This is a genomic window from Bremerella cremea (assembly GCF_003335505.1).
Classification (GTDB): Bacteria; Planctomycetota; Planctomycetia; order Pirellulales; family Pirellulaceae; genus Bremerella; species Bremerella cremea_A.
In genome coordinates this window covers 194,240-209,450 of the sequence record NZ_QPEX01000019.1, presented here as the reverse complement: position 1 = coordinate 209,450, position 15,211 = coordinate 194,240, and the positions used below count along the sequence as shown (strand labels likewise).

12 protein-coding genes and 1 tRNA gene are annotated in these 15,211 nt (G+C 53.0%); 8 read left to right on the top strand and 5 right to left on the bottom strand.

What is annotated here, in order from left to right; all coding sequences use genetic code 11:
* The first annotated feature begins 241 nt into the window (after positions 1-241).
* Together DTL42_RS11105 and DTL42_RS11100 are read left to right on the top strand one after the other, a co-directional pair.
* Positions 242-775 carry a hypothetical protein gene (locus tag DTL42_RS11105; RefSeq protein ID WP_114368788.1) on the top strand — a complete coding sequence of 178 codons (534 nt, stop codon included), beginning with the start codon at positions 242-244 and terminating at the stop codon, positions 773-775.
* 7 nt (positions 776-782) lie between these two features.
* Positions 783-2,126, top strand: coding sequence for a glycosyltransferase family 4 protein (locus DTL42_RS11100; RefSeq protein WP_114368787.1), 1,344 nt, complete (start codon positions 783-785; stop codon positions 2,124-2,126).
* Here the strand turns inward: DTL42_RS11100 and DTL42_RS11095 are convergent.
* The 3 genes from DTL42_RS11095 to thrS form a co-directional block, all read right to left on the bottom strand.
* Positions 2,123-2,968: a glycosyltransferase gene (locus tag DTL42_RS11095; RefSeq protein ID WP_158545323.1), complete on the bottom strand. Its 846-nt coding sequence runs from the start codon at positions 2,966-2,968 to the stop codon at positions 2,123-2,125. The genes DTL42_RS11100 and DTL42_RS11095 overlap by 4 nt on opposite strands.
* A gap of 291 nt (positions 2,969-3,259) precedes the next feature.
* The gene (gene infC / locus DTL42_RS11090; RefSeq protein WP_114368785.1) at positions 3,260-3,793 is read right to left on the bottom strand and encodes a translation initiation factor IF-3; all 534 of its coding nucleotides are present in this window, start codon (positions 3,791-3,793) and stop codon (positions 3,260-3,262) included.
* Between the two features lie 300 nt (positions 3,794-4,093).
* On the bottom strand, positions 4,094-6,100 hold the full coding sequence (gene thrS / locus DTL42_RS11085) for a threonine--tRNA ligase (RefSeq protein ID WP_114368784.1): 2,007 nt from the start codon (positions 6,098-6,100) through the stop codon (positions 4,094-4,096).
* Positions 6,101-6,523: 423 nt separating this feature from the next.
* On the opposite strand from thrS, the gene DTL42_RS11080 reads away from it, so the two are divergent.
* A tRNA-Val gene (locus DTL42_RS11080) sits at positions 6,524-6,597 on the top strand.
* Between the two features lie 62 nt (positions 6,598-6,659).
* Here DTL42_RS11080 and bcp read toward each other — a convergent pair.
* Positions 6,660-7,136: a thioredoxin-dependent thiol peroxidase gene (gene bcp / locus DTL42_RS11075; protein ID WP_114368783.1), complete on the bottom strand. Its 477-nt coding sequence runs from the start codon at positions 7,134-7,136 to the stop codon at positions 6,660-6,662.
* A 204-nt stretch (positions 7,137-7,340) separates the two neighbouring features.
* Here bcp and DTL42_RS26930 point away from each other — a divergent pair, with 204 nt between their 5' ends.
* On the top strand, positions 7,341-7,469 hold the full coding sequence (locus DTL42_RS26930) for a hypothetical protein (RefSeq protein ID WP_261341600.1): 129 nt from the start codon (positions 7,341-7,343) through the stop codon (positions 7,467-7,469).
* Positions 7,470-7,723: 254 nt separating this feature from the next.
* Positions 7,724-8,929, top strand: a complete 1,206-nt coding sequence (locus DTL42_RS11070; protein ID WP_147274245.1) for a hypothetical protein — start codon at positions 7,724-7,726, stop codon at positions 8,927-8,929.
* Between the two features lie 34 nt (positions 8,930-8,963).
* Here the strand turns inward: DTL42_RS11070 and DTL42_RS11065 are convergent, their stop codons facing one another.
* Positions 8,964-9,185, bottom strand: coding sequence for a SlyX family protein (locus DTL42_RS11065; RefSeq protein WP_114368781.1), 222 nt, complete (start codon positions 9,183-9,185; stop codon positions 8,964-8,966).
* A gap of 335 nt (positions 9,186-9,520) precedes the next feature.
* Between DTL42_RS11065 and tkt the strand changes: the two genes are divergently transcribed.
* The 3 genes from tkt to DTL42_RS11050 all read left to right on the top strand — a co-directional run bounded on the left by tkt (position 9,521) and on the right by DTL42_RS11050 (position 15,201).
* Positions 9,521-11,563, top strand: coding sequence for a transketolase (gene tkt, locus DTL42_RS11060; protein ID WP_114368780.1), 2,043 nt, complete (start codon positions 9,521-9,523; stop codon positions 11,561-11,563).
* Positions 11,564-11,839: 276 nt separating this feature from the next.
* A complete protein-coding gene (locus tag DTL42_RS11055; RefSeq protein WP_114368779.1) occupies positions 11,840-14,674 on the top strand; it encodes a hypothetical protein in 2,835 nt (944 codons plus the stop codon).
* Positions 14,675-14,823: 149 nt separating this feature from the next.
* Positions 14,824-15,201 (top strand): (2Fe-2S) ferredoxin domain-containing protein, encoded by a 378-nt coding sequence (locus tag DTL42_RS11050; RefSeq protein ID WP_114368778.1) that lies wholly within the window; start codon positions 14,824-14,826, stop codon positions 15,199-15,201.
* Positions 15,202-15,211 lie beyond the last annotated feature (10 nt).

Here is a 15,211-nt window from a genome sequence, read left to right as displayed (position 1 = left end):
CGATCTTATGGAAACCCAATATTCTAGGGCGAAATCAATTTGGGCGGTAGGGGGAGAATCAGGATTTCGAAAAACGGGCTTTGATAGCGTGTGATTGGCGTAACCTATTGTTGCAATTGGCTTTACCGATACAGTTTCCTCGGTTTAATCCTCGATTAACGGTCGAATCAGGTTGCTGGGATGTCTAGAATGAGGCTTACCCCTGCCCTCAGCTCCTTTGTATAAGCGGCCAAATTGCTTGATGGATGGTCCTCTGATCACCGCTTGGACGATACGTATCGCCCTGCTCTTGCTATTGGCCTGCCTGCTGCTTCGGATGACTCGTCCTTGGTGGTCGGTTTCGGAGGCGACGTTGCGCGGGGTTTGGACGGCTGGTTGCTTGGTGTTTCTGGCGCACATCGCGGCAGGAATGCATTTTTATCATCAGTGGGACCATCGCCACGCCTACGAAGAGACCGCCCAGCAGACGTACGATACGCTTGGGATTCGTTTCGGCGGTGGGATTTACGTGAATCACCTTATGGCCATCGTCTGGACCGGGGATGTCCTGTGGTGGTGGCTAGCACCACAGGTGTATCGCCAGCGAAGGCCTCTTTGGGGGCAAATGATTGTCGGATTTTTTCTTTTCATCGCCTTTAACGGCTTGGTGGTGTTTAAGGAAGGATCGCTCAGGCTTGCTGGCCTGGTGGGTTTTGGCGTTTTGACACTTGCCTGGCTGGTTGTTCAGGTTCGAGGTAAGCCGGACGTTTCTCATGTGGAAACTATTGACCATTAAGAATTGAATGCACACATCTTCTGCCGCCCAACTCGATCCCATTACCGTGGCCTACATCACCGCAGGCGGAGCCGGCATGTTTTGCGGAAGCTGCATGCGAGACAATACGGTTGCCCGGGCGATGCACCATCAAGGGCATGATGTCCATCTGATTCCGATGTACACACCGATTCGAGTCGACGAAGAGGATGTGAGCGAGCAGACACTGTTCTACGGGGGCATCAATGTCTACATGGAACAAAACGTCCCGGGGTATCGCTTCCTGCCCGACTTTGCCACGCGGTGGCTCGATCAGGCATGGATTATTCGCTGGGCAACTTCACGGGGAATCGAAACCAACGCCAAGCAACTCGGTGCCCTGACTCTCTCGGTGCTTAAGGGAGTCGAAGGTAAGCAGCGAAAAGAGGCGACTCGTCTGGTCGATTGGGTTGCTGCTTCGATAAAGCCACAAGTTGTCAATTATTCGAATATGTTGATCGCAGGCTCCGCCCCACTAATGAAAGAGAAAGTTGGCTGCCCGATCGTGGTTACCTTGCAAGGTGATGACGTTTTCATGGACGAGTTGCCGGAACCGTATCGAACTCAATGCTTCCAGCAGATTCATCGGTTGGTGCCAAGTGTCGATAAGTTTGTGGTCTTCAGCCGTTATTATGCGGACTACATGGCCGACTACTTTGGGATTCCGAGCGAGAAATTTCATCTGGTTCCATTGGGGATTGATCTGACCGATTTGCCTGAAGCAGGGGACGCTGAGCACGAGGTGACAGCAAGGCATCCTACGATTGGCTATTTGGCGCGAATGGCGCCTGAGAAGGGGCTGCATCTGTTGATCGATGCGTTCCTGCATTTACGGGCAATGCCTGGAATGGAAAACGCCCAACTCAAGATTGCCGGTTGGGCGGGGCCACAGCAGCAGCCATATCTCGACGAGCAGTTTGAGAAGCTAAAAGCTGCTGGACACTTTGACGGTTGTGAATATCTCGGCACGGTCGATCGAGCCGAGAAACTGGCGTTTCTGAAATCGATCGACGTGTTATCCGTTCCGACAACCTATCGCGAGCCGAAAGGGTTGTTCGTGCTGGAAGCCTTGGCGGCTGGGGTACCGGTGGTGCAGCCTCGTCATGGGGCTTTCCCGGAACTGCTTGAGGCAACCCAGGGAGGGCACTTGGTTCCGCCGCACGATCCGATTTCTCTGGCTGAAAAGCTGGCGGAAGTGCTTGGTGATCGGGAAGCAGCCCAGCGGCTGGGGGCATCTGCCTCGGAAACCGTGAGGACGAAGTTCAATGCCCAAGTTGCTGCGGCCAAAACTGCAGAGCTCTATCAGCAGTTGATCGCGGCAGAGGTCCGCTAACCAGCCTTGAGCGACATGGTTACAGGGGCACAAGGAGGGATCTCGGCCGGTTCAGGGCGTGGCGGCGGCATGAGCCCCTTCTCGATGTAGATTGGCCCGGTCTTCGAGGCTTCGAGCAGCCCATTGTTGCGGTCGAAGTCTTCCTGGTTAAAGACCTTTTCGTGTTCCATGTGGAACAAAACGGCAGAATAAAGCGCGTTGCGCCGTTTCACGCCGGTTCGCATGAGACGGGTGGCGAATTCGCTGTCTTCTCGCCAGTAGCCGACGAATTTCTCGTTCCAGCCGTTGATGGCAACCACATCGCAAAGCCAGGTGCCAATATTACAGCTACGAATCCCGTGAATGCCGTAGCTAGGGATCGTAAATTTGGGGATGCGAAGCAACAAGTCGAGCCGGGTGAGGCTCCCTTTGAGCCAGTGTTGAAATTGTTGCCAAGTGTTTTCCGCGCCGGTGAAACTATCGAAGGCCGAATAGCGGAGGAAGTTGCGACGTCCCTGAATGAAATAGCCCGGTTTGGCTAATTCCAGGTGATCGGCCACAAACTTGGGACCAGGAATGCAGTCGCCATCGGTGTAGATCAGATAGTCGCTGGTGCAAAGCCGAGTCGCGTTATTCCGCGCCTTGGCAATCTGCGGTACGCCGCCAAAGGGGCTCCAAGCGTGGAGGATTGGAAATGGAGCCAAGGCTTGGTATTTCTGGATGATCTCCGGCGTTTCATCGGTCGAACCGTCATCGGCGATCACCACTTCGTCGGGCGGGATCTCCTGATGCAAATAGCCGTACAACACCTTGTCTAGGTAGTACGACCGATTGTGCGTTGTGATGATGACCGAGGATTTCATGGGGCGCCTCTGGGGGTCTGGCGATGCGTCCTTTAACGCGTTGCGGAACAGCCCAGGCCACATGGCCAAGGAAGTTCTGCAGAGAGCGAGGCGAGACGTTACCACGGCTTGCAACTTGCCAGCAAGGTCAGTTAGCAAGAAGTGCGACGCCGAATCTTGGCCGTGAAGAGAGATGGGAAAGGCGAAAAAGGCGCAATGCGAGGTGTGCTAGCAAAAAAATGGCCGTACGTACGAGTACGGCCATCGTGAATCATTTTCACGCATTGCGGTTAAGCGTGTGCCGGCCGTAAGTTAGCCTGCCTTGGGGGAAACGGTCGCCATGATGCGGCGTCCCATTTGTTTAGGCGGTGATTCCGGCTTGCCGACTTCAGACAGCAGTTCAATGACCTGGGCCATGACGCGGTGTCCTTCCTCGACGTGGGCCATTTCGCGCCCTTTGAACTGGATGGAAATCTGAACTTTATCTTTGTGTTTCAGAAATCCGATGGCTTGCTTGACCTTGAATTCGATGTCGTGGTCGCCGGTTTTGGGTCGCAGACGAATTTCTTTCGTCTTGGTGTGATGCGACTGGTTTTTGTGTTGCTTCTTGCTTTGTTGGTACTTGTACTTGCCGTAGTCCATGATTCGGCACACCGGCGGCTTAGCTGCAGGCGCGACCACCACGAGATCCAGTCCGGCTTCTCGGGCAATTGACATGGCTTCATCGGTAGGCAGAACGCCTAATTGTTCTCCGTCGGCAGCAATGACTCGAATCGGGGACACACGAATTTTCTCGTTGATTCGAGTTTGGTCGCGATTCTGGTCGCGATCGCGATCGCGAGACATATTACGCAGAGCGATGGCTTGTGATCCTTACTTATATTGGTAAACGGGAAATATTTAGCTTAGTTGTGGACAACCCGTAAAATCGTACCACATTGCCGACATTCTATCGTCAAGTTTCTTCCGCGTTAACGCGTGAAAATCAGATTCGCCAAATTTTGCCACCTTTCCGGGTGGTAATGGCTATCAATTTTCCCTCGTAATCGATTTATACGTTCCAGGCGGAGAAATGCAAGTATCTTAGACAGTTTACCTCCCCTCGAAGCGAGGGGAGGTGTTGTTAGCTGGCCGAATGGGCCTTTTTTAATATTCTTCACTGGAACTAGCTGCTGAGGTTCCGAGGCCAGCCGAACCGCGGAAGACCTGGCGGACGACACGATTGTTAACCTCTTCTCGCAGCTTGTCGATGGCCTGTTGAATCTTCATCGAGCCGAGATCTCCTTCGATACGATCCCTGACGGCGACCGATTCTTCTTCCATTTCACGTCCCCCGATGATGAACATGTAGGGGATTAGTTCCAACTGGGCGGCGCGGATTTTGGCGCCGATTTTTTCGGGACGATAGTCGCCACTGACCCGAAAACCGGCCAGTTGCAGTTCCTTTTCGACCTTCCGGGCATATTCCTCAAACTTCTGGCTAACGACCAGAATTCGAACTTGCTCAGGAGCAAGCCACAGCGGAAATGCGCCAGCAAAGTGCTCGATGAGCACACCCATGAAGCGTTCCAACGAGCCAAACGGAGCACGGTGGATCATCACCGGGCGGTGCGGTTGGTTGTCGGGGCCAATGTATTCTAGGTCGAAACGCTCGGCACTGGGCAAATTGTAGTCGAGCTGAACGGTACCGAGTTGCCATTCCCGGCCCAGGCAGTCGTTAACCACAAAGTCGGCCTTGGGACCGTAAAACGCGGCTTCCCCTGCTTCGGCAGTCGCAGTGATGCCCATGTTCTTGCAGACCTTCACCAAAGCGGCCTCGGCTTGGTCCCACACGGCCTCCTTGCCGACGTACTTGCCACTATCGGGATCGCGGAAACCGAGACGCACCCGGTAATCGGAAAGCCCAAGGCTGCTTAGCACGTATTGGGTCATCTGAATGCACTTGCGGAATTCGTCTTCGACTTGATCGTCGGTGCAGAAGATGTGGGCATCGTCTTGGGTAAATCCACGCACGCGGGTCATGCCGTTTAGCTCGCCAGATTGCTCGTAGCGATAAACGGTACCGAATTCTGACAAGCGGTACGGCAATTCGCGGTAACTGCGCGGACGCGACTTGTAGATCATGATGTGATGCGGGCAATTCATCGGCTTGAGGAGGTATTCCTCGTCGTCGGCCTGATGAATGGGGGCAAACTGGCTGTCTTTGTAGTAAGGATAATGCCCTGAGATCTTATAAAGATCGACCTTCCCGATATTGGGGGTCACAACCGGCAAGTACTCAAACTTCTTGAGCTGTTCCGAGACGAACTCGGTGAGTAAGTTCCGGATGATGGTTCCTTTCGGAGACCACAGAATCAGCCCCTGACCGACCAGCGGGTTGATCGAGAAAAGATCGAGTTGTTTGCCGAGTACGCGGTGATCGCGACGTTTGGCTTCTTCGATCTTGGCTAGGTGGGCTTCAAGATCTTCTTTGTTGAAAAAGGCAGTTGCATAAAGCCGCTGTAGCTGGCGGTTGTTGGAATCCCCTTTCCAGTAGGCCCCGGCGACTGACAATATCTTGAATGCGCCAATGGACTTAGGCCGAGGAATATGGGGGCCGCGGCAAAGGTCGATGAACTCGCCTTGCTGGTAGAACGACATGGAAGCATGGTCTTTCAGACCAGTTTCGATGTGTTCGATCTTGTATTGCTGACCCAGATCTTTGACGACTTGGAGCGATTCGTCCCGGTTTCGCTCAATTCGCTCGAACGGTTCGTCCTGCTTGATGATTTTCTTCATCTCGGCTTCGATGGCCGGGAAGTCTTCTTCCGAGAGTTTGTGCTCGAGATCGAAGTCGTAATAAAAGCCCCCTTCAATGGTCGGTCCAAAGGCGAGCTGGACGCCATCATACAACCGCATCACGGCACGGGCCATGATGTGGGCACAGCTGTGACGCATCACCCCGAGGGCTTCGTCGTCTTTTTTGGTGAGCAGACGCAGGTTGACGGTGCCTTCCTCAGGCAATTTGGTATCAAAGCCTATGACTTGGCCGTCGACTTCGCCAGCGAGGGTCGCCTTGGCCAAACCAGGGCCAATATCGGCGGCGATCTCCATGGGAGTGACTGCGTGATCGAATTCCTTCTTAGATCCGTCGGGAAGAATGACCTCGAGCATGATGCGTTCGTTTTCATTTCAAAATGTCACGGTCCGATTTGGCGAGGACATCGAAACAAAGGATGTCGCTAAAACCGCAAAATCGGTGAGGGTATCGTAATCGTTGCTTTCGACACCCAGGCGAACCTTCCGGCTGTGCCGGAGCTCTCCTTCTGGAGAAGAAAGAGCGTGTGGCAGAGGACTAGGTTCGCCGTGAGAAGTGTATAGATTGCCTGAAGTTACGTAATCGCGATAGGCCAGGTTTTTCAATCGAAGTAATTCAAAAAGTAATTTGCTGGACCAAACGGCCCGCCAGAGGAGGCAAAATCACGTTTTTCCCTTCAGCCCCTTGACGGGTTGGCGGTGTTGAAGGCAAACTACGTCTTTGGCTAAACCTTCCAGGTGCCAAATAAAGATATATGCTTGTAGAAAGCATCCCAATCCGGGCGATTGGCTCAGTTGGTTAGAGCACTACCTTGACATGGTAGGGGTCACAGGTTCGAGTCCTGTATCGCCCACTTAAACGGAACCCAGTTAACGGGTTCCGTTTTTCATGCGCCTTTCAAGACTTTGGTGTAGGTTAGCCTTGGAGCTTGGCGACCGCTTCTAGCACCTTGGCGTCGTGTCCGTCGACTTGGACGCGTTTCCAGACTTTGGCGATCTTGCCGTCGGCGTCGATCAAGAAGGTGCTGCGCTGGATGCCCATGCTGACTTTGCCGTACATATTCTTCTCGCGCCAGGCCCCGTACTTTTCTGCCACTTTGTGATCTTTGTCGACTAAGAGTGGAAAGTTGAGCTGGAACTTGTCACGGAATTTGACGTGACTGTCTTGGTCGTCCGGGCTAACGCCGAGGACTTTAACGCCTTGCTGGGTGAGTTCGCTCTGACGGTCACGGAACGCGCATGCTTCCTTTGTGCAGCCGGGAGTGTCGTCTTTGGGATAGAAATAAAGAACGACAATCGATCCTTTCAGATCAGCAAGCTTAATTTTAGTTCCGTCGTCGGAAAGGAGTGTGAAGCTGGGGGCTTTTGAACCTTCTTCGACCCATTCTGCCATTGTAGTGGCTCCTTGTCTGTTTAACGGGAGATAATATCCCCGTGGTGTGATTGGGGGTAAGTTCCTAGCTGCTTTGTTGATTGCGCGAGAAACTTGAGTTCCGGCCGAGCAAGCCGAATGTCGGTAATTTGCTCGAAAATCTTGAACGATTCCGGATCAAATTGGTTTTGTTTGGGTTGTACCTTGTATATAACAAATGGTGCTGTGGGTTGGCAGTTACCCCCAGCGTTTGCTTCGTTGGAACAAACACTGCGCGGAGGCGACCAAGGGCGGATTGGTTTGGTGGCCGACGGAACAGAGAAATCACTTCAGCAAACCGACTCCGGTGGTTGAAGTTCCTATCCAGTCCATTTTAACTGTCTGATTGCGCGCTCAGGCAGTTCCTCCAGTTCCAACCAATTATTTCATTTCCGCTAGGCTCCCAACTTCCTTGCAGTGTTCAAGGTTTCGATTGCCTGGGGGGAAATGATCGTTTCGAGATGAGGCGAATGAGATCTCGATTAAATAGATACAGCCCGCTTGCTCGGCGTATGGCGACACTACAGCTATTGGAACGCAGGGACCTATTGGCCGGCGATTCGATGGTTATGGTTGATTTTGCCGTCGTTTCGGATGCGACCGTTCCTGATGATATCAGCCGTGATCGCAAGGCGTCGCTTCCTCAGAGCATGGAACGCACTCATGAATGGGATCGTTTCGCGGTCGAGATATGGGTGCATGGAGAGGGGGACGCTCCGGTTGATATTCAAGATCTAACGCTTGATCTCAGTTACCGTAGCGACTTAACTTCGGCGGCAACGATTGAGTTTGGGCAATCGTTTGAAGGGACAAGCTCTTACATGATCGATGACGCCACCGGAGTCATCAATCAAATTCATGGAACAACGGCTGGGGTATCGTTGGGCTCGGACGATCGGGTGTTGTTCGCGCGGATTTACTTCCAGGCAGTACCAGAGAACGGCGACAACGTACGGCTCGATTGGGAAACGGGGAGCGTTGGCCCTTATTCCTTGGAGTTAAATACCGACCATCTAGCCGCGTTAAACGCTGATTCCAGTGTGGCGGTGGGGCATACGGCGATGCCCAAGATGGAACTTTTCCCGGTTATCTACGACTTAGATGATGATCAGCGTATCGGCCTGGCAGACTTTGCTGATTTTGTGATTGCATTTGGCCAGCAAGGTGGCACGCCAGACGAAGGTGTGTCATGGTTTGCCGACTTTGATAAGGCGAAAGGTGTCGGTCTGAGCGACTTTTCGTTCTTTGTACAGAACTTCGGTAAGAATTACGCCAACGAGCACGTGGTGTTTCCTGAGAACTACCCCGATGCTTGGCAATTGCCGCAAGATAACGGCAATGGAGGTGGAGGAGTCGGCGATGGGGGAGACGGGACTAATGGCGATACAGGAAACAGTGGGGGTGATCAGGCTCCCCTGCCCCCGGTCTTCTTGCTAGATCAGTTTCAAGCTGGCGTTATCTTGCCAGGTACCATGGACGTGTTTCAGGTTGTCTACGCTGGGGTTAACTGGCAGACTGCCGTTCAGATCAATCGCTTAACGGGGAGTGCCTCGATAAGTGAAGGAGTTGATGCTGAAGAAACCGAAGTCGTGCTCTCGATTGTGCTGGAAGATGAGCAGATCTACGAAACGGAAATCGAGTTAGTTTTTGATGGAGATTTGATTGATTCGCTTCAAGAATTCAATGATTTCTCCGGCTATATCACAGCCTACGTTTCGGAAGTGATGAGTGCGGTTCAGGATATGTTAGAAGAAGCGCTGGATTCTGCCGATTGATTGGGCCTATTCTCTGCTGCCTGCTTGCTGACGATTAATAGTGTGGCGGGCGTTCTTCGTTAGCTGAGCGTGGCTGATCCAAGGCTGCGTGTATTTGATCGATCCGTTCGTCGGTACGATGTAGAAGCGTTTCTAATTTTACAATCCGCTTCTGCTGGTCGATCACCACTTCGTTCAGGTCGGCAACAATCCGCTCGAGGTGGGCGTATTTTTCTTCAAGCGTTGTAATTCTTTTGACATCGCTATTTTCGGTCATAGAACAATCAATTCAGGAATGGGGCGTTTTGTGCGTCGTAAAGGCCTACTTAGTGTGGTCTCTTGCCTTTCAGGGGGTGGTTGCATTGTGCAAACTTCATTGAAACCGAATTTCCCGCAAGAGAATAGCGGCCTAGATGGGCAGTATAAGTCTTAGGTGGCTTGGCAGTTGCGTTGACTTCTTCCTTCTTTTGGACTTAAAATGCTTGACTTAATGTGTCTATATCACGACTGATTCGCTAGGGCGAATCGCTTTCCTGAATCGGGTCCTGGCCTTCAGTTTGAGGCTTAGCACGGCCTGATTTACTACGTTGGCTAGTGAGTTCCGAACGAAATATGTCTATTTCCACAACCAGTATTGAGCAACTTTCAATCAACGCCATCCGCACGCTGTCCATGGATGCGGTCCAGCAGGCCAACAGTGGTCACCCTGGAACACCAATGGCGTTGGCTCCCATCGTTTACACGCTCTGGAACAAGCACCTCAAATACGATCCCGCCAATCCCCATTGGCATTCGCGAGATCGCTTTGTTTTGTCGTGTGGTCATGCTTCGATGCTGCTTTACAGTACGTTGCATGTTGCTGGTGTGAAAAAGGCAGATGGTTCGAGTGAGCCATCGATCACAATCGACAACATTCGTAACTTCCGCCAGCTGCATAGCCCTTGTGCAGGTCACCCAGAAGTTCATGAAGCTGCCGGTATCGAAACCACCACCGGCCCCTTGGGCCAGGGTGTGGCCAACAGTGTCGGGATGGCAATTGCTGGGCAATGGCAAGCAGCTCGTTTCGACAAGCCAGGCTGCGATTTGTTTGGCTATAACGTCTACGCTTTGTGTAGCGACGGCGACTTGATGGAAGGCATCTCGACCGAAGCCGCGTCGATCGCCGGCCACTTGAAGCTCTCGAACCTGTGCTGGATTTACGACGACAACAAGATCACGATCGAAGGAAATACCGAGCTGGCATTCACGGAAGACATACCTGCCAAGTTCCGGGCATTGGGTTGGCATGTTGTTGAAGTCGCCGACGCCAACGATATCGATGCCTTGGATGCGGCATTTACCGAGTTCAAGAATACCACTGACAAACCGACGCTGATTGTCGTGAAGAGCATCATCGCTTGGGGCGCCCCGACCAAGGCGAACACCCATGGCGCTCACGGTGCCCCACTGGGTGAAGATGAAATCGCTGCCACTAAGAAGGCATACGGCTGGACGTATGGCAAGTTTGAGGTGCCGGCTGAGGTTTACGAGAACTTCAATGAGAACCTCGGTGCCCGTGGTGCCAAAGCCAAGGCAAAGTGGGACGCCGATTTCGCCAAGTACAGCAAAGAAAATGCGGAAGCTGCTGCTACCTGGTCCGCAATCATGTCTGGCGAACTGCCGGAAGGTTGGGACGCAGACATTCCTAGCTTCCCTGCCGATGCCAAGGGAATCGCAACACGGGTTTCCGGTGGTAAGGTCCTCAACGCGATTGCGGCCAAATTGCCAGGCATGTTGGGTGGCTCTGCTGACTTAGAGCCCTCGACCAAAACCGGTTTGACCTTCGAAGGGGCCGGCGATTTCGAGCCCGGTACTTATTGTGGTCGCAACTTCCACTTTGGAATTCGCGAACATGCGATGGCTGCTATCGGCAACGGAATGACACTTTGCGGACTGCGTCCTTATGTTTCGACGTTCTTCGTGTTTAGCGACTACCTGCGTCCTTCGCTCCGTTTGTCGGCGATCATGAAAGCTCCTTTGCTGTACATCTTCACGCACGACTCGATTGGTGTGGGAGAAGACGGCCCAACCCATCAACCGGTAGAGCATCTGGCAGCGATTCGGGCGATTCCGAACGTGGCGGTCTTCCGTCCAGGCGATTCGAACGAAGTGGGGGCTTGCTACAAAGCTGCCGTTGAGTTGAACGATCGCCCCTCGGTGATGGTGCTGACACGGCAGAACTTGCCGACCCTCGATCGCGAAAAGTACGCTTGTGCCGGCAAGTCGGCCAAGGGGGCCTATGTTATCGCCGATTGCGAAGGAACGCCGGAAGTGCTGCTGATGGGTACCGGAAGCGAGCTGTCTTTAGTGATCGAAGCTTACGAAAAGTTGACCGCTGAAGGGGTCAAGGCTCGGGCCGTCAGTGTGCCTTGCATGGAGCTGTTCTACGAGCAAGATGCCGCTTATCAGAAGGAAGTCATGCCGTGCGAAGTTACGGCACGCGTGGCGGTCGAGGCGGGGATTCGTCAGCCTTGGGATCGCTTGCTAGGCTTCCAGGGAGAATTCGTTGGCATGAGCAGTTTTGGAGCGAGTGCTCCGGCGGATGAGCTCTTCCCTTACTTTGGCATCACTACCGACCACGTCGTCAAGGCTGCCAAGAAGTCGATGGGTAGCTAATAAGACGGTTTATCTCAATTGAACTCAGAAACCCCCTCCGGAAGCGGAGGGGGTTTCTTTTTGCGCCTCTACAAGCCGCATGTTCCGAATATTCGGCACAATTGCTGCAGCTTGCGTGCTGCACTTGCTTTGTGGCTTGAACCCGTTTTTGACCCGTCACGTCTCCTAACCTATAGAACAGTAGGCCATTCCGTGTCGCGGAGCTTTGCGACGGCTGGCCATGAGAAAAACGCATGAAGTAATGGACACGTCTCATTTAACGAAAACGACCAAGACATGGACGGCGTAAATCCCCAGTCTCCCGACATCGCTAACCTGGAAGAGATTGCGAGTAAAGCGACTCTGCAGCGGGAACGTACGCGCGAATTTTTGGAGCGTCATCGTCAAGGCGTCAGCGAAATTGAACGCCGCATCTCGCAGCAATTGCAACAGATAACGCAGAAGCTGATTGAAAAAGAAAGCGATCTTGACCATCGCAATTCTGAAGTCGAGGCTTCCTCCGAGGATCTGCATCGCCAGTCTAGCGAACTGGCAGCCACGATCGATGCGCTACAAGCAAGAGAAGCGACGATCGAAGACGAGATCAAGCGATTCGAGGATGAAAAAGGAAAGCAGGCGCAGTGGGAGGCTGAGCGTAATGAGCTCGTTGCGACACGCGATCGGTTGCAGTCTGAATTAAAAGCGGCCAACGATGCCCAAGCCAATTTGCAGCAGGAGATCCTAGATCAGCAAGCCAAGCATCGTGAAGCCCTTAATAATCTTCAGGCAGCGCAGCAAAACGGCCAGGCCGCCGAAGAACTGCAAAATCAGCTGAACGCACGCATCGTCGATCTCGAATCACAACTCCATCAGGTAACCGGGCAACGAGAGGAAGCGAATTCCGTGCTCGACTTGGCGCGCCAAGCGGCCGAGGAACGCGCAGCACAGGTTGCCGAGTTGGAGCAGGCGTTAGCGAACGAGCAGGCTCGTACTAGCGAACTTCAAGCATGCGCTGACCAGGTCCAAGGCCAGTTGCCGGAGCTTCAGAATCAAGTTAACGCATTGCTTGAAGAGAAGCAGAACTTCGAGCAAGAGCTAACGCATTTACGCACGCAAAACGCCGATCTCGAAGGGGATCTGCAATCGCAGAAATTGCGTTCTGACGATCTTGACAGCAAATTACAGCTCGCCGAGCAGCAGCGGGACGAAGTCAATGCGAGGCTTTCGCATAGTGGTTCGGAAGCAGAACAACAGATTGCCGAATTGCAGTCGCAGCTTCAGAGCAGCCAGTCCGCTTGCCAAGAGATGGATGCGGAAAAGCAGCGTCTGGCGAGTGAGATTGACCAGTTCAAGTCGCAACTCGCGGCGGAATCTGCCGATCATCAGCAGGCGTTGTCTGCCAAGCAAGAGGAACTCGCCCAGCTACAGGGTAAGCTCGAAGCAGTTGAGCAAAACCGAGAGCAAATACAGCACGAACTTGCTGCAGCGCAACAGGCTAGTGCGGCAGTCGATTCCTTGCAGCAGGAATTGGAACAGCTTAGGGCCAGCACGGTTGATAAAGCCCTGTTCGAATCTCAGGCAGCCGAGCATCAAAACAATGTTGCTGCCAAAGAGCAAGAGTTGGCACAGCTCCGTACGCAATTGGAAGAGGCTCAAAAAGGAAACGAAGCCGTTGGGCGGTTACAGCAAGAGCTTGAACAGCTCAAAGCGAGTACCGTCGACAAATCACAGTTGGAAGTGCAAGCGGCCGAGCATCAAGCCGCTCAGGCAAAACAGGCGGCGGAACTTCATCATCTACACGAGCAATTGGCGGAAGCCAAAGGTTCGTGCGAGGAGGTCGGACGTCTCAAGCAAGAGCTTGAACAGGTCCTGGCCGAGCGAGTGGATCGGTCGGAATTAGACGCTCTGGCTGGCGAGCATCAGCAAGCTTTAGCTTTGAAAGAGGAAGAGCTAACGCAGCTTCGCTCGCAGTTGGAAGATGCCGAAAAGCAAAGGGACGACGCGCGACAACATCTCGGAGATGCGGCTCAGGCTTACGACGCGATTTCTCAGTTTGAGCAAGAGCTAGAGCAACTCAAGCAAGAACGAGATGACTTGGTTCTCCGGCTAAATAAACGCGAAGCAGAGCAGGGAGATCTAAACGATTCGCAAGATAAGCTGCGATTTGAGAATGAGTCGCTCAAGAAACAAATCGAAGAAGCACAAGGCGAGTTGGAAAGCCAGTTGGCTGCTTCTCAGGTGGCTCTTTCTCAGGCCCGTGGCGACCACGAGCAAAGTCGCGAGCAAGTTAGCAACCTGCGGCGACATGTCGAGACCCTACAGGAAGAAACAACTCAGCTGCGAGCCGAGAATGATTCGCTCAAAGAAGGTGGTGGAGGTGAAGCGGATAGTGAAGCATTCGCTCAACTGCGACAAGAGCGAGACTCTCTGCTAGAAAAGATCGCCGAATTGAAAGAGCAGATTGAAAGTGGTGGCATACCTGACGACGAGCGGGTTCAATCGTTGGAAGGACGTTTGCGGCTTACGCTTGATGATCTAAAGGAACTGAAAAAGGAAAACGCGAAACTCGCCAAGGATCTTGAGAAGGCCCGCAAGTCTAGCAATACGGTCTCGGATGATACCGGCAGCGATTGGGAAGCGACCAAGCGACGAATGCTTGCTCAATTGGAAGCGGAGTATAGTGACGAAGATCCAGACGAAGCCGCTGAGAAGCTGTCAATTCAGGAAGCAATTGAGAACGGTCAGCAAGCAGTCTCGGCAAAAGAACGCGAGATTGAAGAGCTGCGAGAAAAATTGGAGCAATTGGAGACCAATACTTCCGAGGGTGGAGTCGCCCATGGAGCCCACGCGATCGCGCAACTGCTTGACCAAGACGAACTGATTGCTCAGGAACGAGAGAACCTGAAGACACTTCAGGGACAATGGAAAGAGAAGCTGCGGAAGGCAGAAGTCGACATTTCGGTTGAACGAGCCAAGATCGCCCGAGATCGAGCGGAATTGGAAGAGAAGGTCGCCCAGCTCGAAACAGAAAAGGCTCGGCTCTTAAAGGCCAATCCTGCTAAAACGGGACACGAAAAATCAGCTAAGGGAAATTGGCTTTCCCGTTTAGGGCTTAAAGAGGGTGATTCTTAGCGTCATTTGATGTGCCTACCCTCCGGTGGCGGGTAGGCAAAGCTGGAATGGGCTAGTATCCGCGGCCTGAAATCGTACGATGGTAGGCTTTCTGTTTGTCCCTTGGATTCTCTGACCGGAAATTACGTGTCGGAGCGATGACTAATAGCATGTCAAAGTTTACGCATCACCTATTCGTCTGCGGCAAATGCAAGCCATCGAAACGCTATGGCAAGGGCAAGACGCATGATTCGGGCAAGCTACGGGCAGCCTTGAAAAAAGAAATCAAGCGTCTGGGGCTCAAAGCTCAAGTGAGAGCTAACGACTCTGGCTGTCTCGATCAATGCGATGATGGCCAAGTTGTTGTGATCTATCCGCAAGCGATTTGGTATGGCGGCGTGGGCGTGGAAGATGCAGAGCGAATCATCCACGAAACTATCTTGGCAGGAAATATCTTAGAAGACTTACGGATTCCCGACGAACGACTGAGATGCGGCAAGGCGAAAAAAGCAGGTTCAGCTGCGGCGGAATCAAAGCAGGAAAACTAAAGGCTCACCT

Excerpts from the sequence above, each read along its gene's own strand:
- DTL42_RS11050 (WP_114368778.1), top strand. The coding sequence starts at position 14,824 with ATGTCAAAGTTTACGCATCACCTATTCGTCTGCGGCAAATGCAAGCCA.
- infC (WP_114368785.1), bottom strand. The coding sequence starts at position 3,793 with ATGTCTCGCGATCGCGATCGCGACCAGAATCGCGACCAAACTCGAATC.
- DTL42_RS11095 (WP_158545323.1), bottom strand. The coding sequence starts at position 2,968 with ATGAAATCCTCGGTCATCATCACAACGCACAATCGGTCGTACTACCTA.
- thrS (WP_114368784.1), bottom strand. The coding sequence starts at position 6,100 with ATGCTCGAGGTCATTCTTCCCGACGGATCTAAGAAGGAATTCGATCAC.
- DTL42_RS11100 (WP_114368787.1), top strand. The coding sequence starts at position 783 with ATGCACACATCTTCTGCCGCCCAACTCGATCCCATTACCGTGGCCTAC.
- bcp (WP_114368783.1), bottom strand. The coding sequence starts at position 7,136 with ATGGCAGAATGGGTCGAAGAAGGTTCAAAAGCCCCCAGCTTCACACTC.
- DTL42_RS11055 (WP_114368779.1), top strand. The coding sequence starts at position 11,840 with ATGGACGGCGTAAATCCCCAGTCTCCCGACATCGCTAACCTGGAAGAG.
- DTL42_RS11070 (WP_147274245.1), top strand. The coding sequence starts at position 7,724 with ATGGTTGATTTTGCCGTCGTTTCGGATGCGACCGTTCCTGATGATATC.
- DTL42_RS11105 (WP_114368788.1), top strand. The coding sequence starts at position 242 with ATGGATGGTCCTCTGATCACCGCTTGGACGATACGTATCGCCCTGCTC.
- tkt (WP_114368780.1), top strand. The coding sequence starts at position 9,521 with ATGTCTATTTCCACAACCAGTATTGAGCAACTTTCAATCAACGCCATC.
- DTL42_RS11065 (WP_114368781.1), bottom strand. The coding sequence starts at position 9,185 with ATGACCGAAAATAGCGATGTCAAAAGAATTACAACGCTTGAAGAAAAA.